The 17,846-nt window shown below is 54.1% G+C and carries 16 protein-coding genes; 10 read left to right on the forward strand and 6 right to left on the reverse strand.

Annotated elements, in window-relative coordinates:
* Positions 1 to 13 precede the first annotated feature (13 nt).
* Entirely contained in the window at positions 14 to 1,714 is a 1,701-nt protein-coding gene (locus ACQG0T_RS04620) for a lysophospholipid acyltransferase family protein (RefSeq protein WP_017383146.1), read from the reverse strand.
* Between the two features lie 128 nt (positions 1,715 to 1,842).
* Complete coding sequence (hemB, locus tag ACQG0T_RS04625; RefSeq protein WP_015571323.1) at positions 1,843 to 2,817, reverse strand: porphobilinogen synthase; 975 nt, start codon at positions 2,815 to 2,817, stop codon at positions 1,843 to 1,845.
* A gap of 452 nt (positions 2,818 to 3,269) precedes the next feature.
* On the opposite strand from hemB, the gene ACQG0T_RS04630 reads away from it, so the two are divergent.
* Entirely contained in the window at positions 3,270 to 6,044 is a 2,775-nt protein-coding gene (locus ACQG0T_RS04630) for an autotransporter outer membrane beta-barrel domain-containing protein (RefSeq protein WP_252051367.1), read from the forward strand.
* 89 nt (positions 6,045 to 6,133) lie between these two features.
* Positions 6,134 to 6,760 carry a helix-turn-helix domain-containing protein gene (locus tag ACQG0T_RS04635; RefSeq protein ID WP_015571320.1) on the forward strand — a complete coding sequence of 209 codons (627 nt, stop codon included), beginning with the start codon at positions 6,134 to 6,136 and terminating at the stop codon, positions 6,758 to 6,760.
* A gap of 2 nt (positions 6,761 to 6,762) precedes the next feature.
* On the opposite strand, the gene ampH is transcribed toward ACQG0T_RS04635, so the two are convergent.
* Entirely contained in the window at positions 6,763 to 7,923 is a 1,161-nt protein-coding gene (ampH, locus tag ACQG0T_RS04640; RefSeq protein WP_003859164.1) for a D-alanyl-D-alanine-carboxypeptidase/endopeptidase AmpH, read from the reverse strand.
* A 351-nt stretch (positions 7,924 to 8,274) separates the two neighbouring features.
* On the opposite strand from ampH, the gene sbmA reads away from it, so the two are divergent.
* Together sbmA and ACQG0T_RS04650 are read left to right on the forward strand one after the other, a co-directional pair.
* The gene (gene sbmA, locus ACQG0T_RS04645) at positions 8,275 to 9,495 is read left to right on the forward strand and encodes a peptide antibiotic transporter SbmA (RefSeq protein WP_252051365.1); all 1,221 of its coding nucleotides are present in this window, start codon (positions 8,275 to 8,277) and stop codon (positions 9,493 to 9,495) included.
* 12 nt (positions 9,496 to 9,507) lie between these two features.
* Complete coding sequence (locus ACQG0T_RS04650; RefSeq protein ID WP_426723745.1) at positions 9,508 to 10,605, forward strand: DUF1615 domain-containing protein; 1,098 nt, start codon at positions 9,508 to 9,510, stop codon at positions 10,603 to 10,605.
* Here ACQG0T_RS04650 and ACQG0T_RS04655 read toward each other — a convergent pair whose 3' ends face one another.
* Complete coding sequence (locus ACQG0T_RS04655) at positions 10,606 to 10,908, reverse strand: DUF2755 family protein (protein WP_003859159.1); 303 nt, start codon at positions 10,906 to 10,908, stop codon at positions 10,606 to 10,608.
* Positions 10,909 to 11,156: 248 nt separating this feature from the next.
* Here ACQG0T_RS04655 and ACQG0T_RS04660 point away from each other — a divergent pair, with 248 nt between their 5' ends.
* Complete coding sequence (locus tag ACQG0T_RS04660) at positions 11,157 to 11,378, forward strand: DUF2754 domain-containing protein (protein ID WP_015571318.1); 222 nt, start codon at positions 11,157 to 11,159, stop codon at positions 11,376 to 11,378.
* Between the two features lie 3 nt (positions 11,379 to 11,381).
* Here the strand turns inward: ACQG0T_RS04660 and ddlA are convergent, their stop codons facing one another.
* Entirely contained in the window at positions 11,382 to 12,479 is a 1,098-nt protein-coding gene (gene ddlA, locus ACQG0T_RS04665; protein ID WP_045142032.1) for a D-alanine--D-alanine ligase, read from the reverse strand.
* 103 nt (positions 12,480 to 12,582) lie between these two features.
* Between ddlA and ACQG0T_RS04670 the strand changes: the two genes are divergently transcribed.
* From ACQG0T_RS04670 to adrA, 5 genes are all read left to right on the forward strand, one after another.
* Complete coding sequence (locus tag ACQG0T_RS04670; RefSeq protein WP_045339415.1) at positions 12,583 to 13,266, forward strand: extensin family protein; 684 nt, start codon at positions 12,583 to 12,585, stop codon at positions 13,264 to 13,266.
* A gap of 169 nt (positions 13,267 to 13,435) precedes the next feature.
* The gene (locus tag ACQG0T_RS04675; RefSeq protein ID WP_015571317.1) at positions 13,436 to 14,650 is read left to right on the forward strand and encodes a multidrug efflux MFS transporter; all 1,215 of its coding nucleotides are present in this window, start codon (positions 13,436 to 13,438) and stop codon (positions 14,648 to 14,650) included.
* Positions 14,651 to 14,858: 208 nt separating this feature from the next.
* Positions 14,859 to 15,119 carry an anti-adapter protein IraP gene (iraP, locus tag ACQG0T_RS04680; protein ID WP_003859148.1) on the forward strand — a complete coding sequence of 87 codons (261 nt, stop codon included), beginning with the start codon at positions 14,859 to 14,861 and terminating at the stop codon, positions 15,117 to 15,119.
* A 294-nt stretch (positions 15,120 to 15,413) separates the two neighbouring features.
* Positions 15,414 to 15,734, forward strand: a complete 321-nt coding sequence (psiF, locus tag ACQG0T_RS04685) for a phosphate starvation-inducible protein PsiF (RefSeq protein WP_015571316.1) — start codon at positions 15,414 to 15,416, stop codon at positions 15,732 to 15,734.
* 102 nt (positions 15,735 to 15,836) lie between these two features.
* The gene (gene adrA, locus ACQG0T_RS04690) at positions 15,837 to 16,940 is read left to right on the forward strand and encodes a diguanylate cyclase AdrA (RefSeq protein WP_252051352.1); all 1,104 of its coding nucleotides are present in this window, start codon (positions 15,837 to 15,839) and stop codon (positions 16,938 to 16,940) included.
* A 16-nt stretch (positions 16,941 to 16,956) separates the two neighbouring features.
* Here the strand turns inward: adrA and proC are convergent, their stop codons facing one another.
* Entirely contained in the window at positions 16,957 to 17,766 is an 810-nt protein-coding gene (gene proC / locus ACQG0T_RS04695) for a pyrroline-5-carboxylate reductase (RefSeq protein WP_252051350.1), read from the reverse strand.
* Between the last annotated feature and the right edge of the window lie 80 nt (positions 17,767 to 17,846).

The raw sequence follows: 17,846 nt of genomic DNA on the forward strand, positions 1-17,846 counted from the left end.
CCGGGCAACGGAGCTAAAGGTGTGCTTCTATATACCGCTGATAGCGGTTTGCCTTCAGATAACACAGATCCACCAGCACCAGCCCGTCGATACAGTTATTGAACGCCGGATCGCTGCCGAAATCGATAAACTGCACGCCGCCGGGTTCGCATAGCTCGGAATACTGTTTGTAGAGCGGCGGGATGCCGCAACCCAGGTTGCCGAGCAGGGATTTCAGCTTTGTCAGGTCATCCACGTAATCCACTCCGCCAAACTGTGCCAGCACGTCCGGAAGTGAGGCCGGGTAGGGTTGACGCGAGGCGGCTAAGGGATGGCTGGCCGGAAACCAGAGACGATAAAACGCCACCAGCAGATCCCGTGCGGCAGGCGGTAAGCCGCCGGAGATGGACACCGGACCAAACAGGTAACGGTAATGGGGATAGCGTGCCAGATAGGCGCCAATGCCTGACCACAGATAGTCCAGACCGCGACGCCCCCAGTAGCGCGGCTGTATAAAGCTGCGCCCCAGCTCAATACCGTGCTCAAGTATGTCCTGCATTTTTTCGTCGTAGTGGAACAGGCTGTAGCTGTACAACCCCTCGACGCCGCGCTTTTCCACCTGCATGGCCGTTGGCATAAAGCGGTACGCGCCGACAATCTCCAGGTCATCGTCATCCCACAGAATAAGGTGCAGATAGTCATCATCGTAGCTGTCGGTATCCCGGCGCTTCCCGCTGCCTTCCTCCACGGCACGAAAGGCAATCTCGCGCAGCCGCCCCAGCTCGCGCAGCAGAGGCGCCTCTTCCTGCCCGTTGCGCTGCCAAAGATAGATGGCCTTACCATCGCTCGTTTTGCCCAGACACTCGGCCTGCGCCAGTTCGCGCTTGAGCGTCGCCCTGTCTTCCGGGCGGGCAATGGCGCACTGGGTTTTAAAGACGCCAGGCAATCCCTTGCCAAGACGTATCACGTGCTGACGACACTGCTCGGCCATCTCACGCGATGAAAGGGTAGAACTAAACCGGTCATTCCAGGCAATCTGCTGGCCGATTTTGATCGGCAACTGACTGTGACGGCGGCGAAACATCTGTTGCATCAGCAGCAGCATGGATACCGTTGGCGAGACCAGGGTACTGGCATAAAACAGCAGGCTGTTGTGCGCCTGGATATGTACCGGGAGTAGCGGCACCCGTAGTTTGCCGGCCAGCTTGATAAAGCCCGGATGCCATTTTTTATCGCGGATGCCTTTGCGCGTTGGGCGGGAAACTTCGCCCGCCGGAAAGAAGATCAGCACGCCGGCGTTTTGCAGGTGCTGCTCCATCTGTATCAGCGAGGATTTTGCGGTTCTGCCGCCCATATTATCCACGGGAATAAATAATGAGCTGAGGGGCTCAAGGTGGGACAGCATCCTGTTGGTAACAACCCTGACGTCGCGGCGCACGCGGGAAACGGCATACAGCAGCGCCAGCCCATCCAGGGTGCCGGTGGGGTGGTTCGCTATCACAATGAGTGGGCCGTGTTCGGGGATTTGTTCGAGGTCGCGGGCGGAAACGGAGCAGTGAATATCAAGGTGTTCCAGTACCTGCTCCACCATATCCAGCCCTTTCAGGTGACGGTGGCTGGCGGCAAACTGCTGAAATTCGTCTTCGTGAAGCAGTCTTTTTAACAGACTTTTTTGCCAGGGTGCGGGCCTCGCCTGAGGCCAAAGGTCATCAAGAACGCTGTCGAGACTAAACATTGATCACTCCTCCTGCCGTCTTGCCCAGACAGTAGAAGGAGGAGATGTCGTTTGTATTGCAGTTTGGTGAAGATTAGCGCAGAGAGCAGGCCGGGTAAGGCGAAGTCGTTACCCGGCGCTAAAGCGGATTAACGCAGAATTTTCTTCTCAGCCAGATCCAGCGCGAAATAGCTGAAGATCAGATCCGCGCCCGCGCGTTTGATCGCCCCCAGGCTTTCGAGGATCACTTTCTCTTCGTCGATGGCACCCGCCTGCGCGGCGAATTTGATCATCGCGTACTCGCCGCTCACCTGGTAGGCGCCCAGCGGCAGTTCGGTGCGTTCGCGAATGTCGCGCAGGATATCCAGGTATGCGCCAGCCGGTTTCACCATCAGGCAGTCAGCGCCCTGGGCTTCATCCAGCAGAGACTCACGAATCGCTTCGCGGCGGTTCAGCGGGTTCATCTGATAGGTTTTACGATCGCCTTTCAGCGCCGTGCCGGCTGCTTCACGGAACGGGCCGTAGAAAGAGGAGGCGAATTTGGTGGAATAGGACATGATGGCGGTGTCGGTGAAGCCCGCAGCGTCCAGCGCCTGGCGGATCGCCTGTACCTGCCCATCCATTGCCGCAGAAGGCGCAATGAAATCCGCACCCGCAGCGGCGGCAACCACTGCCTGCTTGCCCAGATTCAGCAGGGTCGCATCGTTGTCCACGCCGTGATCGCACAGCACACCACAGTGGCCATGAGAGGTGTATTCGCAGAAGCAGGTATCGGACATGACGATCATCTCCGGCACACTCTCTTTGCAGATGCGCGACATGCGGGCGACGAGGCCGTCTTCTTTCCAGGCATCGCTGCCGGTCGCGTCAGTGTGGTGGGAGATACCGAACGTCATTACCGAGCGGATGCCCGCATTCGCAATGCGTTCGATCTCGCGGGCCAGATGCTTTTCAGGAATGCGCATCACGCCCGGCATCGCGTCGATGGCTTTGTAGTCATCGATCTCTTCTTCAACAAAAATCGGCAACACCAGATCGTTTAAGGTCAGTGTTGTCTCTTCAAACATGGCGCGCAGTGCGGGAGACTTGCGTAGGCGACGGGGACGTGCAATTAAATCGGTCATGGTATGCCTGATGTTTGTGGAACAAAGAGGTATAGTGTACCTGAAAGCAGGGAGCGGTGTTTTACTAAAGTTGTCTTTTAGATTTTCGAAATCGACTAATATTCGCTGTATGTATTTTGTCTATATTATAAAACTTATTCTGGTGTTCAGTGTGGTGTTTAATATTGGTGAGGTTTCTATATTGGTTCGGGATTATAAATATAAATGATTTATTTCTTTTTATTATATGTGCCGAAGCAAATAAAGTAGTTTGCAATCAGTTGAATTTATAATATTTATTCATAATGATTGATATTGCCCTGGGTTTACAAGCTTATTTGTCTGAATACGGACTTAATGGAATCATTCATTGAACCTTTTCGAAGTGAAACTGCATAATTCCTTCCGCAATTTAATGTTGCTAAATGATTTGATGGACAAACTTGCTTACGTCCCTGAGGAGGGATGACCCAATGCAAACATGGAAAAAGAAACTGGTTGTATCACAACTTGCATTAGCCTGCACACTGGCTATCGCTTCTCAGGCCAATGCGAAAGATATATCCGGCACAACATATAATACTTTTGGCTATGACAATACCGCGTCCACGCCCTGGTATTATGGTTATGCTGACTGGGATTATTCAGATGCCACACATGATGGTGACATTTATCCAGTCATCAATAAATCAACCGTAAACGGAGTTATTTCGACATACTATCTGGATGATGGTGTCAATGGCCGTGCGAACGCGTTGAGTATTTCTAACAGCACCATTAACGGCATGATCACGTCAGAGTGTATGACCACGACGTGTGCAGATGGCGTGGATACTGACGGTACCACTCATACCCAGTATGATCGTTTTAGCCTGACTGTTGATAACTCCACCATCAACGATACCTACGAGCATTACGCCTACGATGTCGTCAATGGTGAAACCACTGAAACGCATTATCTGGACACCTATGGTCTGGGTAACGCGATCACGCTGGACGTTGAATCTGACATCGTTATTCAGAACAACTCCCATATCGCGGGCATCACGCTGACGCAGGGTTATCAGGAGCTGGATAACACGCCATACGACGGTGTTGAAGGGGTTGCTAACAGCAGCAATATCTTTACCGATACGCTGGTGGTGAAAGATTCTGTGCTGACCTCTGGTGCGTACAGCGATCTGGGTACCAGTGGCTTCTACGGTCAAACGGCGAAGCCGAGCGACTACGGTGAAACCAACGCCACGGCTGCGGATGATGCGGCGCTGATCGTTGTTGCTGGCGCGTCTGATAACGCTATGCAGACCACCGCTACCTTCGATCACTCTACCATTACCGGCGACATCCTTTTCGCCAGCACCTTTGATAACAACTTCTACGAGAATGGCGATCCGGCAACGGATACCACCGATGACGGCGTCTATAACCCAACTACCAACGGCTGGGATGATACCGACAAGCTGGATGTCACGCTGACCAACGGCAGTAAATGGGTGGGTGCCGCGCAGTCCAGCGTTGAAGCCATCGGCATGGCGCAGATGTATGGTGAAGGCTACAGCGATGTAGACTGGCACACGCTTTCTCCAAACAGCATCTGGCCTGATTCTACCTTTGACAGCAACGGTCATGTTGCAGGTGAAGAAGTTTATCAGAGCGGCCTGTTCAACGTGGCGCTGGATAACGGTTCCGAGTGGGATACCCGTAAGATCTCCAACATCGACGCGCTGACGGTGAACAACCAGTCTCAGGTCAATGTTGAAAACTCCGGCCTGCTGGCAGATTCCATCACCCTGACCAATGCGTCTAGCCTGAATATTGGCGACAGCGGTGGTGTGGCTACCGACAGCCTGTATCTGGATAGCTACAGCCGTGCTGCACTCACTGAAGAGACAGCTGAGCTGTATGCCAACACCATTACCGTGGACAACGGTGCAGAGCTGGCGCTGGGTCTGGGACAGGTTGATACGCACAATATGGTGCTGACCGATGGCGGTGTGCTTAACGTTGCCAGCCGTGATTATGTGCTGAACAGCGACCTGAACAACGCACGCTATATCACCAACGATCGCTCTAAAGCGGACTACGACTATGGTGTTGTCGCGCTGAACTCTGACGGCCATCTGGCGGTGAACGGTGACGTTGCCGGTAACTATAAAGTGCGCATCGACGATGCGACCGGCGCAGGCTCCGTAGCTGACTACGAAAACAAAGAGATCGTTCGCGTCTATGACAATAACGCGGATACCGCTGCCAGCTTTACTGCGGCAAACAAAGCTGATTTAGGTGCATACACCTATCAGGCGCAGCAGAAGGGCGACACCGTTGTTCTCCAGCAGGAAGAGCTGACTGATTACGCCAATATGGCGCTGAGCATTCCTTCTGCTAATACCAACATCTGGAATCTGCAACAGGATACCGTGGGTACCCGTCTGACCAACAGCCGTCATGGCCTGGCAGATAACGGCGGCGCATGGGTGAGCTATTTCGGCGGCAACTTTGACGCGGATAATGGCACCGTTAGCTACGATCAGGACGTAAGCGGCATTATGGTAGGTCTGGATACTCAGATCGACGGTAATAACGCGAAGTGGATTGTCGGTGGTGCGGCTGGTTTCGCGAAGGGTGATATCAGCGATCGTACTGGTCAGGTCGATCAGGACAGCCAGACTGCGATGATCTACGCGTCGGCGAAGTTCATGAACGACATCTTCCTCGACAGCTCCCTGAGCTACACCCGCTTCAACAACGACCTCTCTGCTACCATGAACAACGGTCAGTATGTTGACGGTAATACCACGACTGACGCCGTTGGTTTCGGGATGAAACTGGGCTATGACTGGAAACCAAACCTGTCTGGCTACGTCACGCCTTACGCGGCGATCTCTGGCCTGTTCCAGTCCGGTGATGACTACCAGCTAAGCAACGACATGCGTATCGATGGTCAGTCTTACGACAGTATGCGTTATGAACTCGGCGTGGATGCAGGTTATACCTTCAACTACGGCGGCGAGCAGGCATTAACGCCTTACTTCAAACTGGCTTACGTGTATGACGATGCCGACAACAATGCTGATATCAACAATGACAGCATTGATAACGGCGTGGAAGGCTCTGCGGTTCGCGTGGGACTGGGCACTCAGTTCAGCTTCACGAAAAACTTCAGTGCTTACACTGATGCGACTTATCTGGGCGGCGGCGACGTTGACCAGAACTGGGGAGCAAACCTGGGTGTGAAATATACCTGGTAATATAGAAAGCGCGGGGGATTTTTCCCCCGCTTTTTTATGTGTTTTAAAAATTATAAAGAACCGACAGATACAGATGACTTGAGGTATGCATGAACGTTAATGCGAAGCCACTTTCTGAATTAAGCCGGCTCATAAAGTGTCTGGAAGTCGCCGGTACCCCATTTAAGATCGAACCACAACAATTAATAACTACCGGCAATAATGATGATGAACCATTGACCGTTGTCATACAATCCGGCCTGACGGCCGTCCACCGTAAATCAGACGAATTACTTATGGGTATTGCGCGAGCACCGTATATCCACGGTTTAAGCGCATGGATAAATGAAAACTATCTTGAATATTCTTTGATGGCACAGACGCCTTGTACCGGATTTTATTTACCGGCATCTGACGCGTACCAGCTTATTCAGGACGCGCAACTTTGGCAAGAGGCTTTCTGCTGGCTGTCATGGCTTAACCATTTATTGGGAAAACGTGACATGCAATTGGTCGGAAATAATTCCTATAGCCAAATCCGGGCGATGCTGATCAATATGGCCGAGTGGGATGACACGCTACGTTCAAAAATTGGTGTTATGAATCATATTCAGCGTAGCACGCGTATTTCTCGTTCGGTCGTTGCTGAGGTTCTGGCGGCGCTGCGACAGGGGAACTACATCAATATGAGCCGGGGCAAACTGATCAGTATCAACCGTTTGCCCACGGACTATTGAGATCAGTTAGAGGCCGTAAGCACCTGCGCTTTATTGGCGCTCAGCTCGGCCACCAGATTATTTACGCCATCACTCATATTCACGAAGCGTGTATTTGGCGACCGGGTGACCACCACAAAAGCGCCTACGTTTGATTGCGGAATCATCGCCATGTAGGTGATGAACCCGCCACCTCCACCGGTTTTTTGAATAATCCCCGGTCGGCCATCTTTTGGCGCCATATACACCCAGCCCATGCCGAGGGCATCGGCTTTACCTGGAACATCCATGCCAATGACGCGTCGTAGCTGAGCACGCTGGTAGATGAGCGTCTGCATTCGGTCGGCCTGATTGCTGCGCGCGTAAAAATCCGATGAGAGGAACTGTTGCATCCAGCGCATCATGTCGCCAGGCGTAGAGTAAACGCCACCGCTGCCAATGGCGGCCAGCGTGTTATTGCACGGGCTGGCCCCTTTTTCCGCCACCATCAGACGCTTGCACTGGTCCGGGGAAGGGGTGTAAGTGGTATCTTTCATCCCGAGCGGACGCGTGATCTGCTCTTCAAACAGTTGAGGGTAAGGCTTACCCGACGCCGTCGCTAAAGCGTCGGCCAGTAGATCAAACGCCAGGTTAGAATAGCCGGCCTGCGAGCCCGGGGCCGATTTCAGGGTTGCTGTGCTCAGGTAGTTCCAGCGTTGCTCGCGGGTTGGCCAGACAAAGACAGGGCGATGCGCAGCGCCACCGGGCTGTTCTCGCGGCAGGGCGCTGGTATGGGTCGCCAGATTCACCAGTCTGATCGGCGTTCCCTGATATGTCGGAACGCGAGCGCCGGGCGGTGCATATTTGCTGAGTGGGTCGTCGAGTTTCACCACGCCCTGATCGAGCAGTTTCACCAGCATTTCGCTGGTCATCAGCTTGGTTATCGATGCGACACGGATAACGGAATCCAGCTGCGGACGAACGTTATTTCCCGGTCGTGTTTCACCGAAGCTGCGAAACACCCGCTGGTTACCGTCGATCACGACCAGCGCCATTCCCGTCGCACCGCTGCCGTAATAAATAAGGTTCGCGTAGCGATCGGCAATGTCAGAGGCCAGAACCGGGGCCGTCAGAGGCTGTGCTGCCTGGGCGGTGGACAGGCTCACCGCACACAGCGCGGCGATAGAGAGCAGACAACGTTTCAACGAAAAGCATCCATCAAGTGAATAAGGAAAGTTACGGGTAGTTATACTACTAATCGGCGTCGGGCAATGGCCCGATTTGCATAACGATAGCGAGAAAAACGTAACCGTGGGTAAATTTGAACAATTTACTTGCGGCGTAGCTCCCATTTTGTGACATCGACCGTATGATAGACGCTACGATCGCTGTTGCGAATGAAACGCACCGAAACAATTCCTGAAAACTGTGAAGCGAACTAATAATTCACCCGCAGGTCTCACTTTTTTGCCTGAGCCGGGAGGCTGGCACAGGCAAGGTTTCGTGTGGCGATATGTTGAACACAGCAACAGCCATAACAACAAGAAGGAAGCACAATGTTTAAGTCTTTTTTCCCAAAGCCGGGGCCCTTTTTCCTGTCGGCATTTATTTGGGCACTGCTGGCTGTCATTTTCTGGCAGGCCGGTGGCGGCGCGTGGCTGACCCGTCTTACGGGGGCAACGGGCGACATTCCCATTAGCGCAGCGCGCTTCTGGTCCATGAGCTATCTGCTTTTCTACGCTTATTACGTGCTCTGCGTAGGGCTTTTTGCCATGTTCTGGTTCGTCTATTCTCCTCACCGCTGGCAATACTGGTCGATTCTCGGCACGTCGTTAATCATCTTTGTCACCTGGTTCCTGGTGGAGGTGGGCGTAGCGGTCAACGCCTGGTATGCGCCGTTTTACGATCTGATCCAGACGGCGCTGAGTTCGCCGCATAAAGTGACCATTAACCAGTTCTACCATGAGGTGGGGATCTTCCTCGGCATCGCCCTTATCGCCGTGGTGATTGGCGTGATGAATAACTTTTTCGTCAGCCACTATGTGTTCCGCTGGCGTACCGCGATGAACGAACACTATATGGCGCACTGGCAGCACCTGCGGCATATCGAAGGTGCCGCACAGCGTGTGCAGGAAGACACCATGCGTTTTGCCTCTACTCTGGAAGATATGGGCGTGAGCTTTATCAACGCCATCATGACGCTGATCGCCTTCCTGCCGGTGCTGGTGACGCTCTCGTCGCACGTTCCGGAGCTGCCGATTGTCGGCCATCTGCCATACGGCCTGGTGATTGCTGCGATTGCCTGGTCGCTGATGGGAACGGGGCTGCTGGCGGTGGTGGGGATCAAGCTGCCGGGGCTGGAGTTTAAAAACCAGCGCGTGGAAGCGGCCTACCGTAAAGAACTGGTGTATGGCGAAGACGATGCCAACCGTGCGTCACCGCCTACCGTGCGTGAGCTGTTTGGCGCCGTACGTCGTAACTATTTCCGCCTCTATTTCCATTACATGTATTTCAATATCGCGCGCATTCTTTATCTTCAGGTTGATAACGTTTTCGGGTTGTTCCTGCTGTTCCCGTCCATCGTTGCGGGTACGATTACGCTCGGTCTGATGACCCAAATCACCAACGTCTTTGGTCAGGTTCGCGGTTCGTTCCAGTATCTGATCAGCTCCTGGACTACGCTGGTGGAGCTGATGTCCATCTACAAACGTTTACGCAGTTTCGAGCGTGAGCTGGACGATAAGGACGTGCAGGAAGTCACCCATACATTAGGTTAAAAAGGAATTGCTATGCCATTTGCCGTACCATGTGCATTACCGCTGACGTTACTCGCCGCTTTCGTGCTGGCGGGCTGTGCCGAAAAAGGGGCTGCCCCGCTCAAAGAAGGGGAGAAGCCCGTTGATGTGGCGAGCGTGGTGCGGCAAAAAATGCCCGCCAGCGTGAAGGATCGCAGTGAGTGGGCTGATGCGCTGGCCGCGACCTTCAAAAGTCAGAAGATCGCGCCTACCGAGGAGAATATCTGCTCGGTGCTCGCGGTGGCGCAGCAGGAATCGATGTATCAGTCAGATCCTGTAGTGCCTGGCCTGAACAAAATCGCCTGGAAGGAGATCGACCGCCGGGCCGAATCGATGCATATCCCGGTTTTCCTGGTGCATACCGCCCTTAAAATCACCTCGCCAAACGGTAAAAGCTACAGTGAACGGCTGGATACGGTGAAAACCGAGAAACAGCTTAGCGCCATTTTCGATGATTTCATCAATATGGTGCCGATGGGGCAGAAGCTGTTTGGCTCGCTAAATCCGGTGCATACCGGCGGTCCGATGCAGGTCAGTATCGCATTTGCGGAAAAGCATACCGACGGCTATCCGTGGGATATCGACGGTACGGTACGTCAGGAGGTCTTCTCCCTGCGCGGTGGGCTGTGGTTTGGGACGTATCACCTGCTGAATTATCCGGCCAACTACGATAAACCGCTGTATCGCTTTGCCGACTTTAACGCGGGCTGGTATGCCAGCCGAAATGCAGCCTTCCAGAATGCGGTAAGCCGCGCCAGCGGTGTGAAGCTCGCTTTGGACGGCGATCTCATTGCTTACGGCAGCAGTGAGGCCGGGACCACCGAACGTGCGGTGCGAAAACTCTCGACGAAGCTGGAGATGAGCAACAGCGACATTCGCCGACAGCTGGAGAAGGGCGACAGCCTGGCGTTTGAGAAAACGGATCTGTATAAGCAGGTCTTTGCGCTGGCCGAGAAGAAAAGTGGAAAGGCATTACCCAGAGCCATTCTGCCAGGCATTCAGCTGGAAAGCCCGAAGATCACGCGTAACCTGACGACCGCCTGGTTCGCGAAACGCGTTGACGATCGTCGGGCACGCTGTATGGGACTGTAATCAGTGGCGGTTGCGCCAGCGCAGGACAAGGGCAATCACGCCCAGAACCATGCTGCCCGCGAGGAAGGGAATGAGTCCAAATACGGTGCTCACGCCTAAACCGATTTCAACGCGCGGGCGGCCTGTATCCTGCACCTGCATCAGATGCTCATACACGCCAGGGGCATGCACCAGCATATTCAGCAGTTGGGTTCCTGCCCAGAAACAAAACAGAACAAACAGGGCATAGGCAATATTCCCCGCCGTGGAGGTTTTTGGTTGTTTTCCGCCAAAAATCGGTTTCGACAATGTAAAGTCTGCCATAAGACCTCCCGATAATATCACTCTGTTTTAATACGCGTCGTACAGGGTGAGTGTGACAGGTCATAGCATTTGTCAATATCAGAATCGTGGGAAATTCGGCTCAGGATTTCTCCTGGATTGTCGATTTCTGCATCACGTCACAAATTGATAACATAAGTGAAACTGCGCTGCATTTCAGAATTTACGTATCCGCCACAGACGCCTTTATCAAACTGTGAGAGGATAGTTTTTTTTCTGCCGGAGTTGTCATGAAGCTCACTTCCAAATTACGCCGTGACTGGCATTACTACGCCTTTGCGATCGGGCTGATCTTTATTCTCAACGGTGTTGTCGGGCTGCTGGGATTTGAAGCGAAAGGCTGGCAAACCTATGCGGTTGGGCTGGTAACCTGGGTAATCAGTTTCTGGCTGGCGGGATTTATTATCCGCCGTCGTCCCGATGAGACGACGACGGCAGAGAAAGCTGACTAAGCGTTAGTTAACGGAACTTTTCAGGGCGCTGTCAGCGGCGTGACGTTCCAGCGCCAGTTCAATCAGGCGGGTGATCAGTTCCGGATAGCTTATCCCGCTGGCCTGCCACAGCTTCGGGTACATGCTGATATTGGTAAAGCCCGGCAGAGTGTTGATTTCGTTAATCACCACCTCGTTATCCGGCGTCAGAAACACGTCGACGCGCGCCATCCCACAGCATCCCAGCGCCTGATAGGCTTCAACGGCGATCGCCCGGATCTTGTCGTTAACGTCAGGATCGAGCGCGGCGGGAACCACAACCTGGGCACCTTTGTCGTCAATATATTTGGTGTCGTAGGAATAGAAGTCACTGTTCAGTACCACTTCACCACAGGTACTCGCCTGCGGGAAGTCGTTGCCCAGTACGGCGCACTCAATTTCACGACCGTTAATTCCCTGCTCAACCACCACCTTATGGTCAAATTCAAAGGCCAGACGAACGGCATCGTTAAACTGCGCTTCGCTGGTGACTTTGCTGACGCCGACGGACGAGCCCTGATTCGCCGGTTTCACAAACAGCGGCAGGCCGAGTTGCGCCTTGATCTGCGCGAAGCTGTGTTTATCGCGGTTGGCGCGAGTGAGCGTCACGAACGGCGCAATATTCAGACCGGCGTCGCGCAGGAGACGTTTTGTGACGTCTTTATCCATGCAGGCGGCAGAGCCCAGCACATCGGAACCGACAAACGGCAGGTTTGCCATCCGCAACATGCCTTGCAGAGAGCCGTCTTCGCCCAGCGTGCCGTGAACGATAGGGAACACTACGTCAATCTGTGCCAGCGCCTGCGCGTTCCCGGCATCGATAAGCTGTCCCTGTTCCACGCCTGGAACCGTTGCGACGCTGACATCAGAAGGATTAAGGGCAATGTGCGCCGGATCGTCAGCGTGTAACAGATACTGGCTGGCATCGTTAACATGCCACTGGCCCTGTTTATCAATGCCCAGCAGCACCACGTCAAAACGGCTTTTATCAATCGCATCAACGATATTTTTAGCCGATTGCAATGACACCTCGTGCTCTGCCGATTTTCCCCCAAAGACAATACCTACGCGCTGCTTTGCCATCTCACTCTCTTCCAGTCTGACGAAAAGCCCATAACATACCACGATGCCCGGCGGGTTTCGCGGCCTTCTGCCATAATGTTTTGGGGATGCTGAAGGGGGGCGCGTGAAAGGAAAAGGTCTGCTTATTCTTATTGTTATTGCCGGGATCGCCACGGTGGGCTACCGCTGGTTGCCGCCGTATTACAATCCTTTCGTGCCGCTTACGCTTGACGATCCGCCCGGAAAAATAACCCAGTTTAAACTTCGACGTTTAACACCGAAGGCATGCGAAAGCCTGTTAGCGCAGGCGAATCAACGCCAGCTTATCCGTACCCAGGCTGTCGCTGACAGCGCCGGGGAGTGTCCGCTGAGTAACGTGGTGCGCGTGCGCGATTTTGGCCCGGTCAGCCTGAACAGCAGCTTTCTGGCCAGTTGCCCGCTGGCGTTAAGTTCGGCGCTGTTTATCAGCCAGCAGGCCCGACCGCTCACCAAAACCTGGACCGGAAGCGAGCTTACCCGTATTGAACATCTGGGCAGCTTCGCCTGCCGCAATATCTACAGCCGCCCGGATGCGCGGCGCAGCGAACATGCCACGGCGGATGCGCTGGATATCAGCGCTTTCAGGCTGGCAAATGGACAGCGCGTTACCGTCCTGAACGGCTGGAAAGCGGAAAAGACGCAGCCCTGGCTACAGGCCCTGCTCTCGGCAAGCTGTGGCTATTACGGTAACGGTCTGGGGCCGGACTATAATGCCGCCCATGCCAACCATTTCCATCTGGGGATGCGCGGCTATGGATTATGTCGATGAAGCATAATCTTCCGCCAAAAATTGGATAAATTGTGACTTATTTCACAAATATGATGACTGGGAAGATAAAACACCAAAGTCTGCAAGGCCGCATCTCTGGCGCTATGTCATTGCGCGTAACTTGCTAATCTGTCGGCGAATTCGCCTAAAAATGAAGACTATTTCTGTTATGGAATCCTGGAAAGTTAATCTCATTTCAGTCTGGTTCGGCTGCTTCTTCACCGGACTGGCTATCAGCCAGATATTGCCCTTCCTGCCGCTGTATGTGTCGCAGTTGGGAGTGACTTCCCATGAAGCGCTCTCGATGTGGTCCGGCCTGACGTTCAGCGTGACGTTTCTGGTCTCCGCCATTGTGTCGCCGATGTGGGGCAGCCTGGCGGATCGCAAGGGGCGCAAGTTGATGCTGCTCCGCGCCTCGCTGGGGATGGCGATAGCAATTTTGCTCCAGGCCTTCGCCACCAACGTCTGGCAGCTGTTTATTCTGCGGGCGATAATGGGGCTGACCTCCGGTTACATTCCGAATGCCATGGCGCTGGTGGCCTCACAGGTACCGCGTGAGCGAAGCGGCTGGGCGCTCAGCACGCTTTCCACGGCCCAGATCAGCGGGGTCATTGGCGGCCCGCTGCTCGGCGGCTTCCTGGCGGACCATGTCGGGCTGCGTGCGGTCTTTATCATTACCGCGATCCTGCTAACGATCAGCTTTCTGGTCACCCTTTTTCTGATTAAAGAGGGCGGGCGGCCTGTTGTCAGTAAATCCGAACGCCTGAGCGGAAAAGCGGTTTTCGCCTCGCTGCCTTATCCTGGCCTGATGATTAGCCTCTTTGTGACGACGATGGTGATCCAGCTCTGTAACGGTTCGGTAGGGCCGATTCTGGCGCTGTTTATCAAGTCGATGGCGCCGGACAGCAGCAACATTGCTTTTCTGAGCGGGATGATTGCCGCGGTGCCGGGCGTGTCGGCGCTGATGTCTGCTCCGCGTCTGGGGAAACTGGGCGACAGGATCGGTACGGCACGTATTCTGATGGCAACGCTCATCATTGCGGTGATCCTTTTCTTTGCCATGTCATTCGTCACCACACCTCTTCAGCTCGGCATCCTGCGCTTCCTGCTTGGCTTCGCAGATGGCGCCATGCTGCCCGCTGTTCAGACGCTGCTGGTGAAATATTCCAGTGACCAGGTAACCGGCCGCATTTTTGGCTACAACCAGTCGTTCATGTATTTAGGCAACGTAGCGGGCCCGCTTATCGGCGCCTCGGTCTCGGCGATGGCGGGTTTCCGCTGGGTATTTGCCGCGACGGCGGTGGTGGTCCTGCTGAATATTATTCAACTGGCCTTTGCCTTGCGACGCCGCAGGCGAATCGCTGAGGCAAAGTCGGCCCGGTAAACACGATAATATATTATTTATTCTTATGAACGCCGCATTTTTATATAACGAAATGCGGCGCCTTTCTTTCAGGAAAACGTTTCGCTTTCGCGCTGAAATATCTTTTTTGGCAGCGATGTCACTTTTGCATAAGATAAAGCCAATCCATGCTTTTCATTATTCAGAGAGGGTGTTAATTTCAGGGGAAATCACATAAGGAAATAGCACCATGAAAAATCTCATTGCTGAGTTGTTGGTTAAGCTTGCCCAAAAGGAAGAAGAGTCAAAAGAGCTGGTTGCCCAGGTCGAGGCGCTGGAAATCGTTGTGACGGCGCTGCTGCGACAGATGGCAAAACCGGAGCAGGAGGCGTTGATCGACAACGTTGAAGGCGCGCTGGAAAAAGCGCGTCCTGATTCCCAGGTGCCTGCGGAAGATGCGGAGCTGCTTCAGCAATACGTAAAGAAGCTTTTAAGGCATCCTCGCAGCTAACCTGTCTGAGGTGAAATGACGTGTCACAGAATTGTCATGCAGGATGCCTGGCGTCGCTCTGTTTTTATTTTTACACATTTATGCAGGGAAAATTAAATTGAGACAGAGCACACCTTTCACCGCATAATTTCTGTTATTAATTACCGCCTCCCCCCCGGCGAAACCGGTTAATGAATATTGTGCCGATACAGGGCTGAAATAACCGCAGAGCCCGGCGAAAATCAGAGTCGCTGGGTGGTTTTTTTCCCGTAACGAGCCAGACTTAACGTGGAACTTCACATAAAGGATGGTGCAATGAAAACAACAATACTGGTTACCCTGCTCTCTGGCCTGTGTCTGATCGCCTCAGCACACGCGGAAGAGAAAACGTTAACGCCCCAGCAGCAGCGCATGACGACCTGTAACCAACAGGCGACATCGCAAAGCCTGAAAGGGGATGCCCGTAAAACGTACATGAGCGACTGCCTTAAAAATGGTGCGGCTAAACCCGGTGAAAAAAGCCTGACCCCACAGCAGCAAAAAATGCGTGAGTGCAACGCCCAGGCGACACAGCAGATGCTGAAAGGCGACGATCGCAGCAAGTTTATGAGCGCGTGCCTCAAAAAACAGGCGTAGTGCTAACGGGTGAGTCACGGCTGTGGCTCACCCAAAATTTCATACTTTCCCCGCTATCCCCCTCTCTATAATTTGGGAAAATGTTTCAGAATATTCCCAAAAATGATGAATGATGAGTTTTATGACAATCACGAGAACATTCGGGAAGCGTGGCACCAGCAGCTTTCTCAGGATGATTCATACCGTTCCGGTCTGCGATTTGCCCGGCGAATACGGCTGGCACGCATCGTTGGTCTGGCGGCGCTATTTGTTCCGCTTGCCAGCGTTCTGGTGAGCCAGTTTCTTTCCGGCGTCTGGTGGTTATTGCTGGTGGGCTGGGTCTTTGTCTGGCCCCATCTGGCCTGGCAGCTGGCTTTTCGTTCGGCTGAACCCCACAGCAGTGAAATTGTTAATCTGAAAATCGATGCCATTATTGCCGGTGTCTGGATGGGGCTAACAGGGTTCAATGCGCTACCAACGGCGGCGCTGATCGTGATGATCGGCATGAATATGATGGGATCGGGGGGATGTCGGTTATTTCTGACAGGACTGGCGCTGCTTGCCCTGTCTGCCTTGCTCACCGTGCAATCCACGGGTACTCCTGTGGTATTGACCTCTGAACCGCTGGCGTTGTGGCTGACGCTCCCCGTGCTGGTGGTCTACCCCATACTGTTTGCCTGCCTCAGCCACCGCACGGCGATCCGTCTGGCAGAGCATAAGCGTCGGCTTGAGCTGATGAGTACCCGCGACGGAATGACCGGCGTATTCAATCGCCGTCACTGGGAAACGCTGCTGCGTAACGAATTTGAGGCCTGCCGTCGAAGCCATCGACAGGCGACGATACTGCTCATCGATATCGATCACTTCAAGACGATCAACGACACCTGGGGGCATGACGTGGGGGATGAAGCGATTGTCGCCATCACGCGCCAGCTTCAGCTGACCCTGCGCTCAGGCGATTATATTGGCCGTTTTGGCGGGGATGAGTTCGCGGTGATCATGTCCGGCACGCCTGCCGACAGCGCGATTGCTGCGATGTCGCGCGTCCACGAACGGCTGGTCAACATGCCGCTGCACGGAGCACCTATGGCGAGGTTGTGTATCAGCGTTGGGGTTGCCCCCTGGGGGGCGCAGTTCACCCACTATCGTGAATGGCTAAAGGCGGCGGACGTGGCCCTCTATAAAGCCAAAAATGCCGGACGGGGCCGCACCGAAGTGGCCGCCTGACGCCCGGCGTAGCGCATCAGGACTTACTGAGCTTCTCTGATTTTTCCATGCATTTTTCCATCGCCTCGATCACGGCGGAGCGGAACCCGCGATCTTCCAGCACGCGCACGGCTTCAATGGTTGTGCCCCCCGGTGAGCACACCATATCTTTCAGTTCGCCCGGATGTTTACCCGTTTCCAGCACCATTTTGGCCGAACCCATCACCGCCTGCGCTGCAAATTTGTAGGCCTGCGCGCGCGGCATTCCACCCAGTACGGCGGCATCGGCCATGGCTTCGATAAGCATAAAGACATACGCCGGGGCAGAGCCGCTCACGCCGACTACCGGGTGGATCATCGGTTCGGCAATCACTTCCGCTTCGCCGAAGCAGCGGAAAATATTCAGTACATCCGCCACGTCTTCAGATGTGACCAGCGCGTTCGGGGTAACGGATGTCATACCGGCATTCACCAGCGACGGGGTGTTTGGCATGGCGCGAACAATCTTACGGTCGTGGCCCAGCGCGCGGGCGAGCTGATCGAGGGTCACGCCTGCGGCAATCGATACCACCAGGGTCTCTTTGTTAAGGCTGGAGGTGATCTCGCTCAGGACTTTAATCATGATATTCGGCTTAACGGCGCCAAAGACAATATCCGCCACCTGAGCCACGTCCTGTGCGCTTTCGGCAGCGTTGACACCATACTCATCACGCAGCGCCGCGACTTTATCCGGGGATGGGGTATAGACCCAAATCTGCCCCGGCAGCACCTGCCCGCTGGCAATCAGTCCGCCGAGGATAGCTTTGCCCATATTTCCGCAGCCGATAAACCCGATTTTCTTATCCATCACGTCTCTCCGTTATTATGCGTTGTTATCTCTCATTGATAGCTTAACAACGAAATGCAGGCGACAATAGTCACCAGAAT

It is taken from the genome of Enterobacter cloacae complex sp. 302F9 (genome assembly GCF_050030335.1).
Lineage (GTDB): Bacteria > Pseudomonadota > Gammaproteobacteria > Enterobacterales > Enterobacteriaceae > Enterobacter > Enterobacter hormaechei_C.

What these genes read in the sequence shown, in the direction of transcription:
- ACQG0T_RS04650 (WP_426723745.1), top strand. Translation starts at nt 9,508, where the DNA reads ATGCCATTTGCCGTACCATGTGCATTACCGCTGACGTTACTCGCCGCT.
- ddlA (WP_045142032.1), bottom strand. Translation starts at nt 12,479, where the DNA reads ATGGCAAAGCAGCGCGTAGGTATTGTCTTTGGGGGAAAATCGGCAGAG.
- ACQG0T_RS04620 (WP_017383146.1), bottom strand. Translation starts at nt 1,714, where the DNA reads ATGTTTAGTCTCGACAGCGTTCTTGATGACCTTTGGCCTCAGGCGAGG.
- psiF (WP_015571316.1), top strand. Translation starts at nt 15,414, where the DNA reads ATGAAAACAACAATACTGGTTACCCTGCTCTCTGGCCTGTGTCTGATC.
- ACQG0T_RS04635 (WP_015571320.1), top strand. Translation starts at nt 6,134, where the DNA reads ATGAACGTTAATGCGAAGCCACTTTCTGAATTAAGCCGGCTCATAAAG.
- hemB (WP_015571323.1), bottom strand. Translation starts at nt 2,817, where the DNA reads ATGACCGATTTAATTGCACGTCCCCGTCGCCTACGCAAGTCTCCCGCA.
- ACQG0T_RS04630 (WP_252051367.1), top strand. Translation starts at nt 3,270, where the DNA reads ATGCAAACATGGAAAAAGAAACTGGTTGTATCACAACTTGCATTAGCC.
- proC (WP_252051350.1), bottom strand. Translation starts at nt 17,766, where the DNA reads ATGGATAAGAAAATCGGGTTTATCGGCTGCGGAAATATGGGCAAAGCT.
- ACQG0T_RS04660 (WP_015571318.1), top strand. Translation starts at nt 11,157, where the DNA reads ATGAAGCTCACTTCCAAATTACGCCGTGACTGGCATTACTACGCCTTT.
- ACQG0T_RS04675 (WP_015571317.1), top strand. Translation starts at nt 13,436, where the DNA reads ATGGAATCCTGGAAAGTTAATCTCATTTCAGTCTGGTTCGGCTGCTTC.
- adrA (WP_252051352.1), top strand. Translation starts at nt 15,837, where the DNA reads ATGATGAATGATGAGTTTTATGACAATCACGAGAACATTCGGGAAGCG.
- iraP (WP_003859148.1), top strand. Translation starts at nt 14,859, where the DNA reads ATGAAAAATCTCATTGCTGAGTTGTTGGTTAAGCTTGCCCAAAAGGAA.
- ACQG0T_RS04655 (WP_003859159.1), bottom strand. Translation starts at nt 10,908, where the DNA reads ATGGCAGACTTTACATTGTCGAAACCGATTTTTGGCGGAAAACAACCA.
- sbmA (WP_252051365.1), top strand. Translation starts at nt 8,275, where the DNA reads ATGTTTAAGTCTTTTTTCCCAAAGCCGGGGCCCTTTTTCCTGTCGGCA.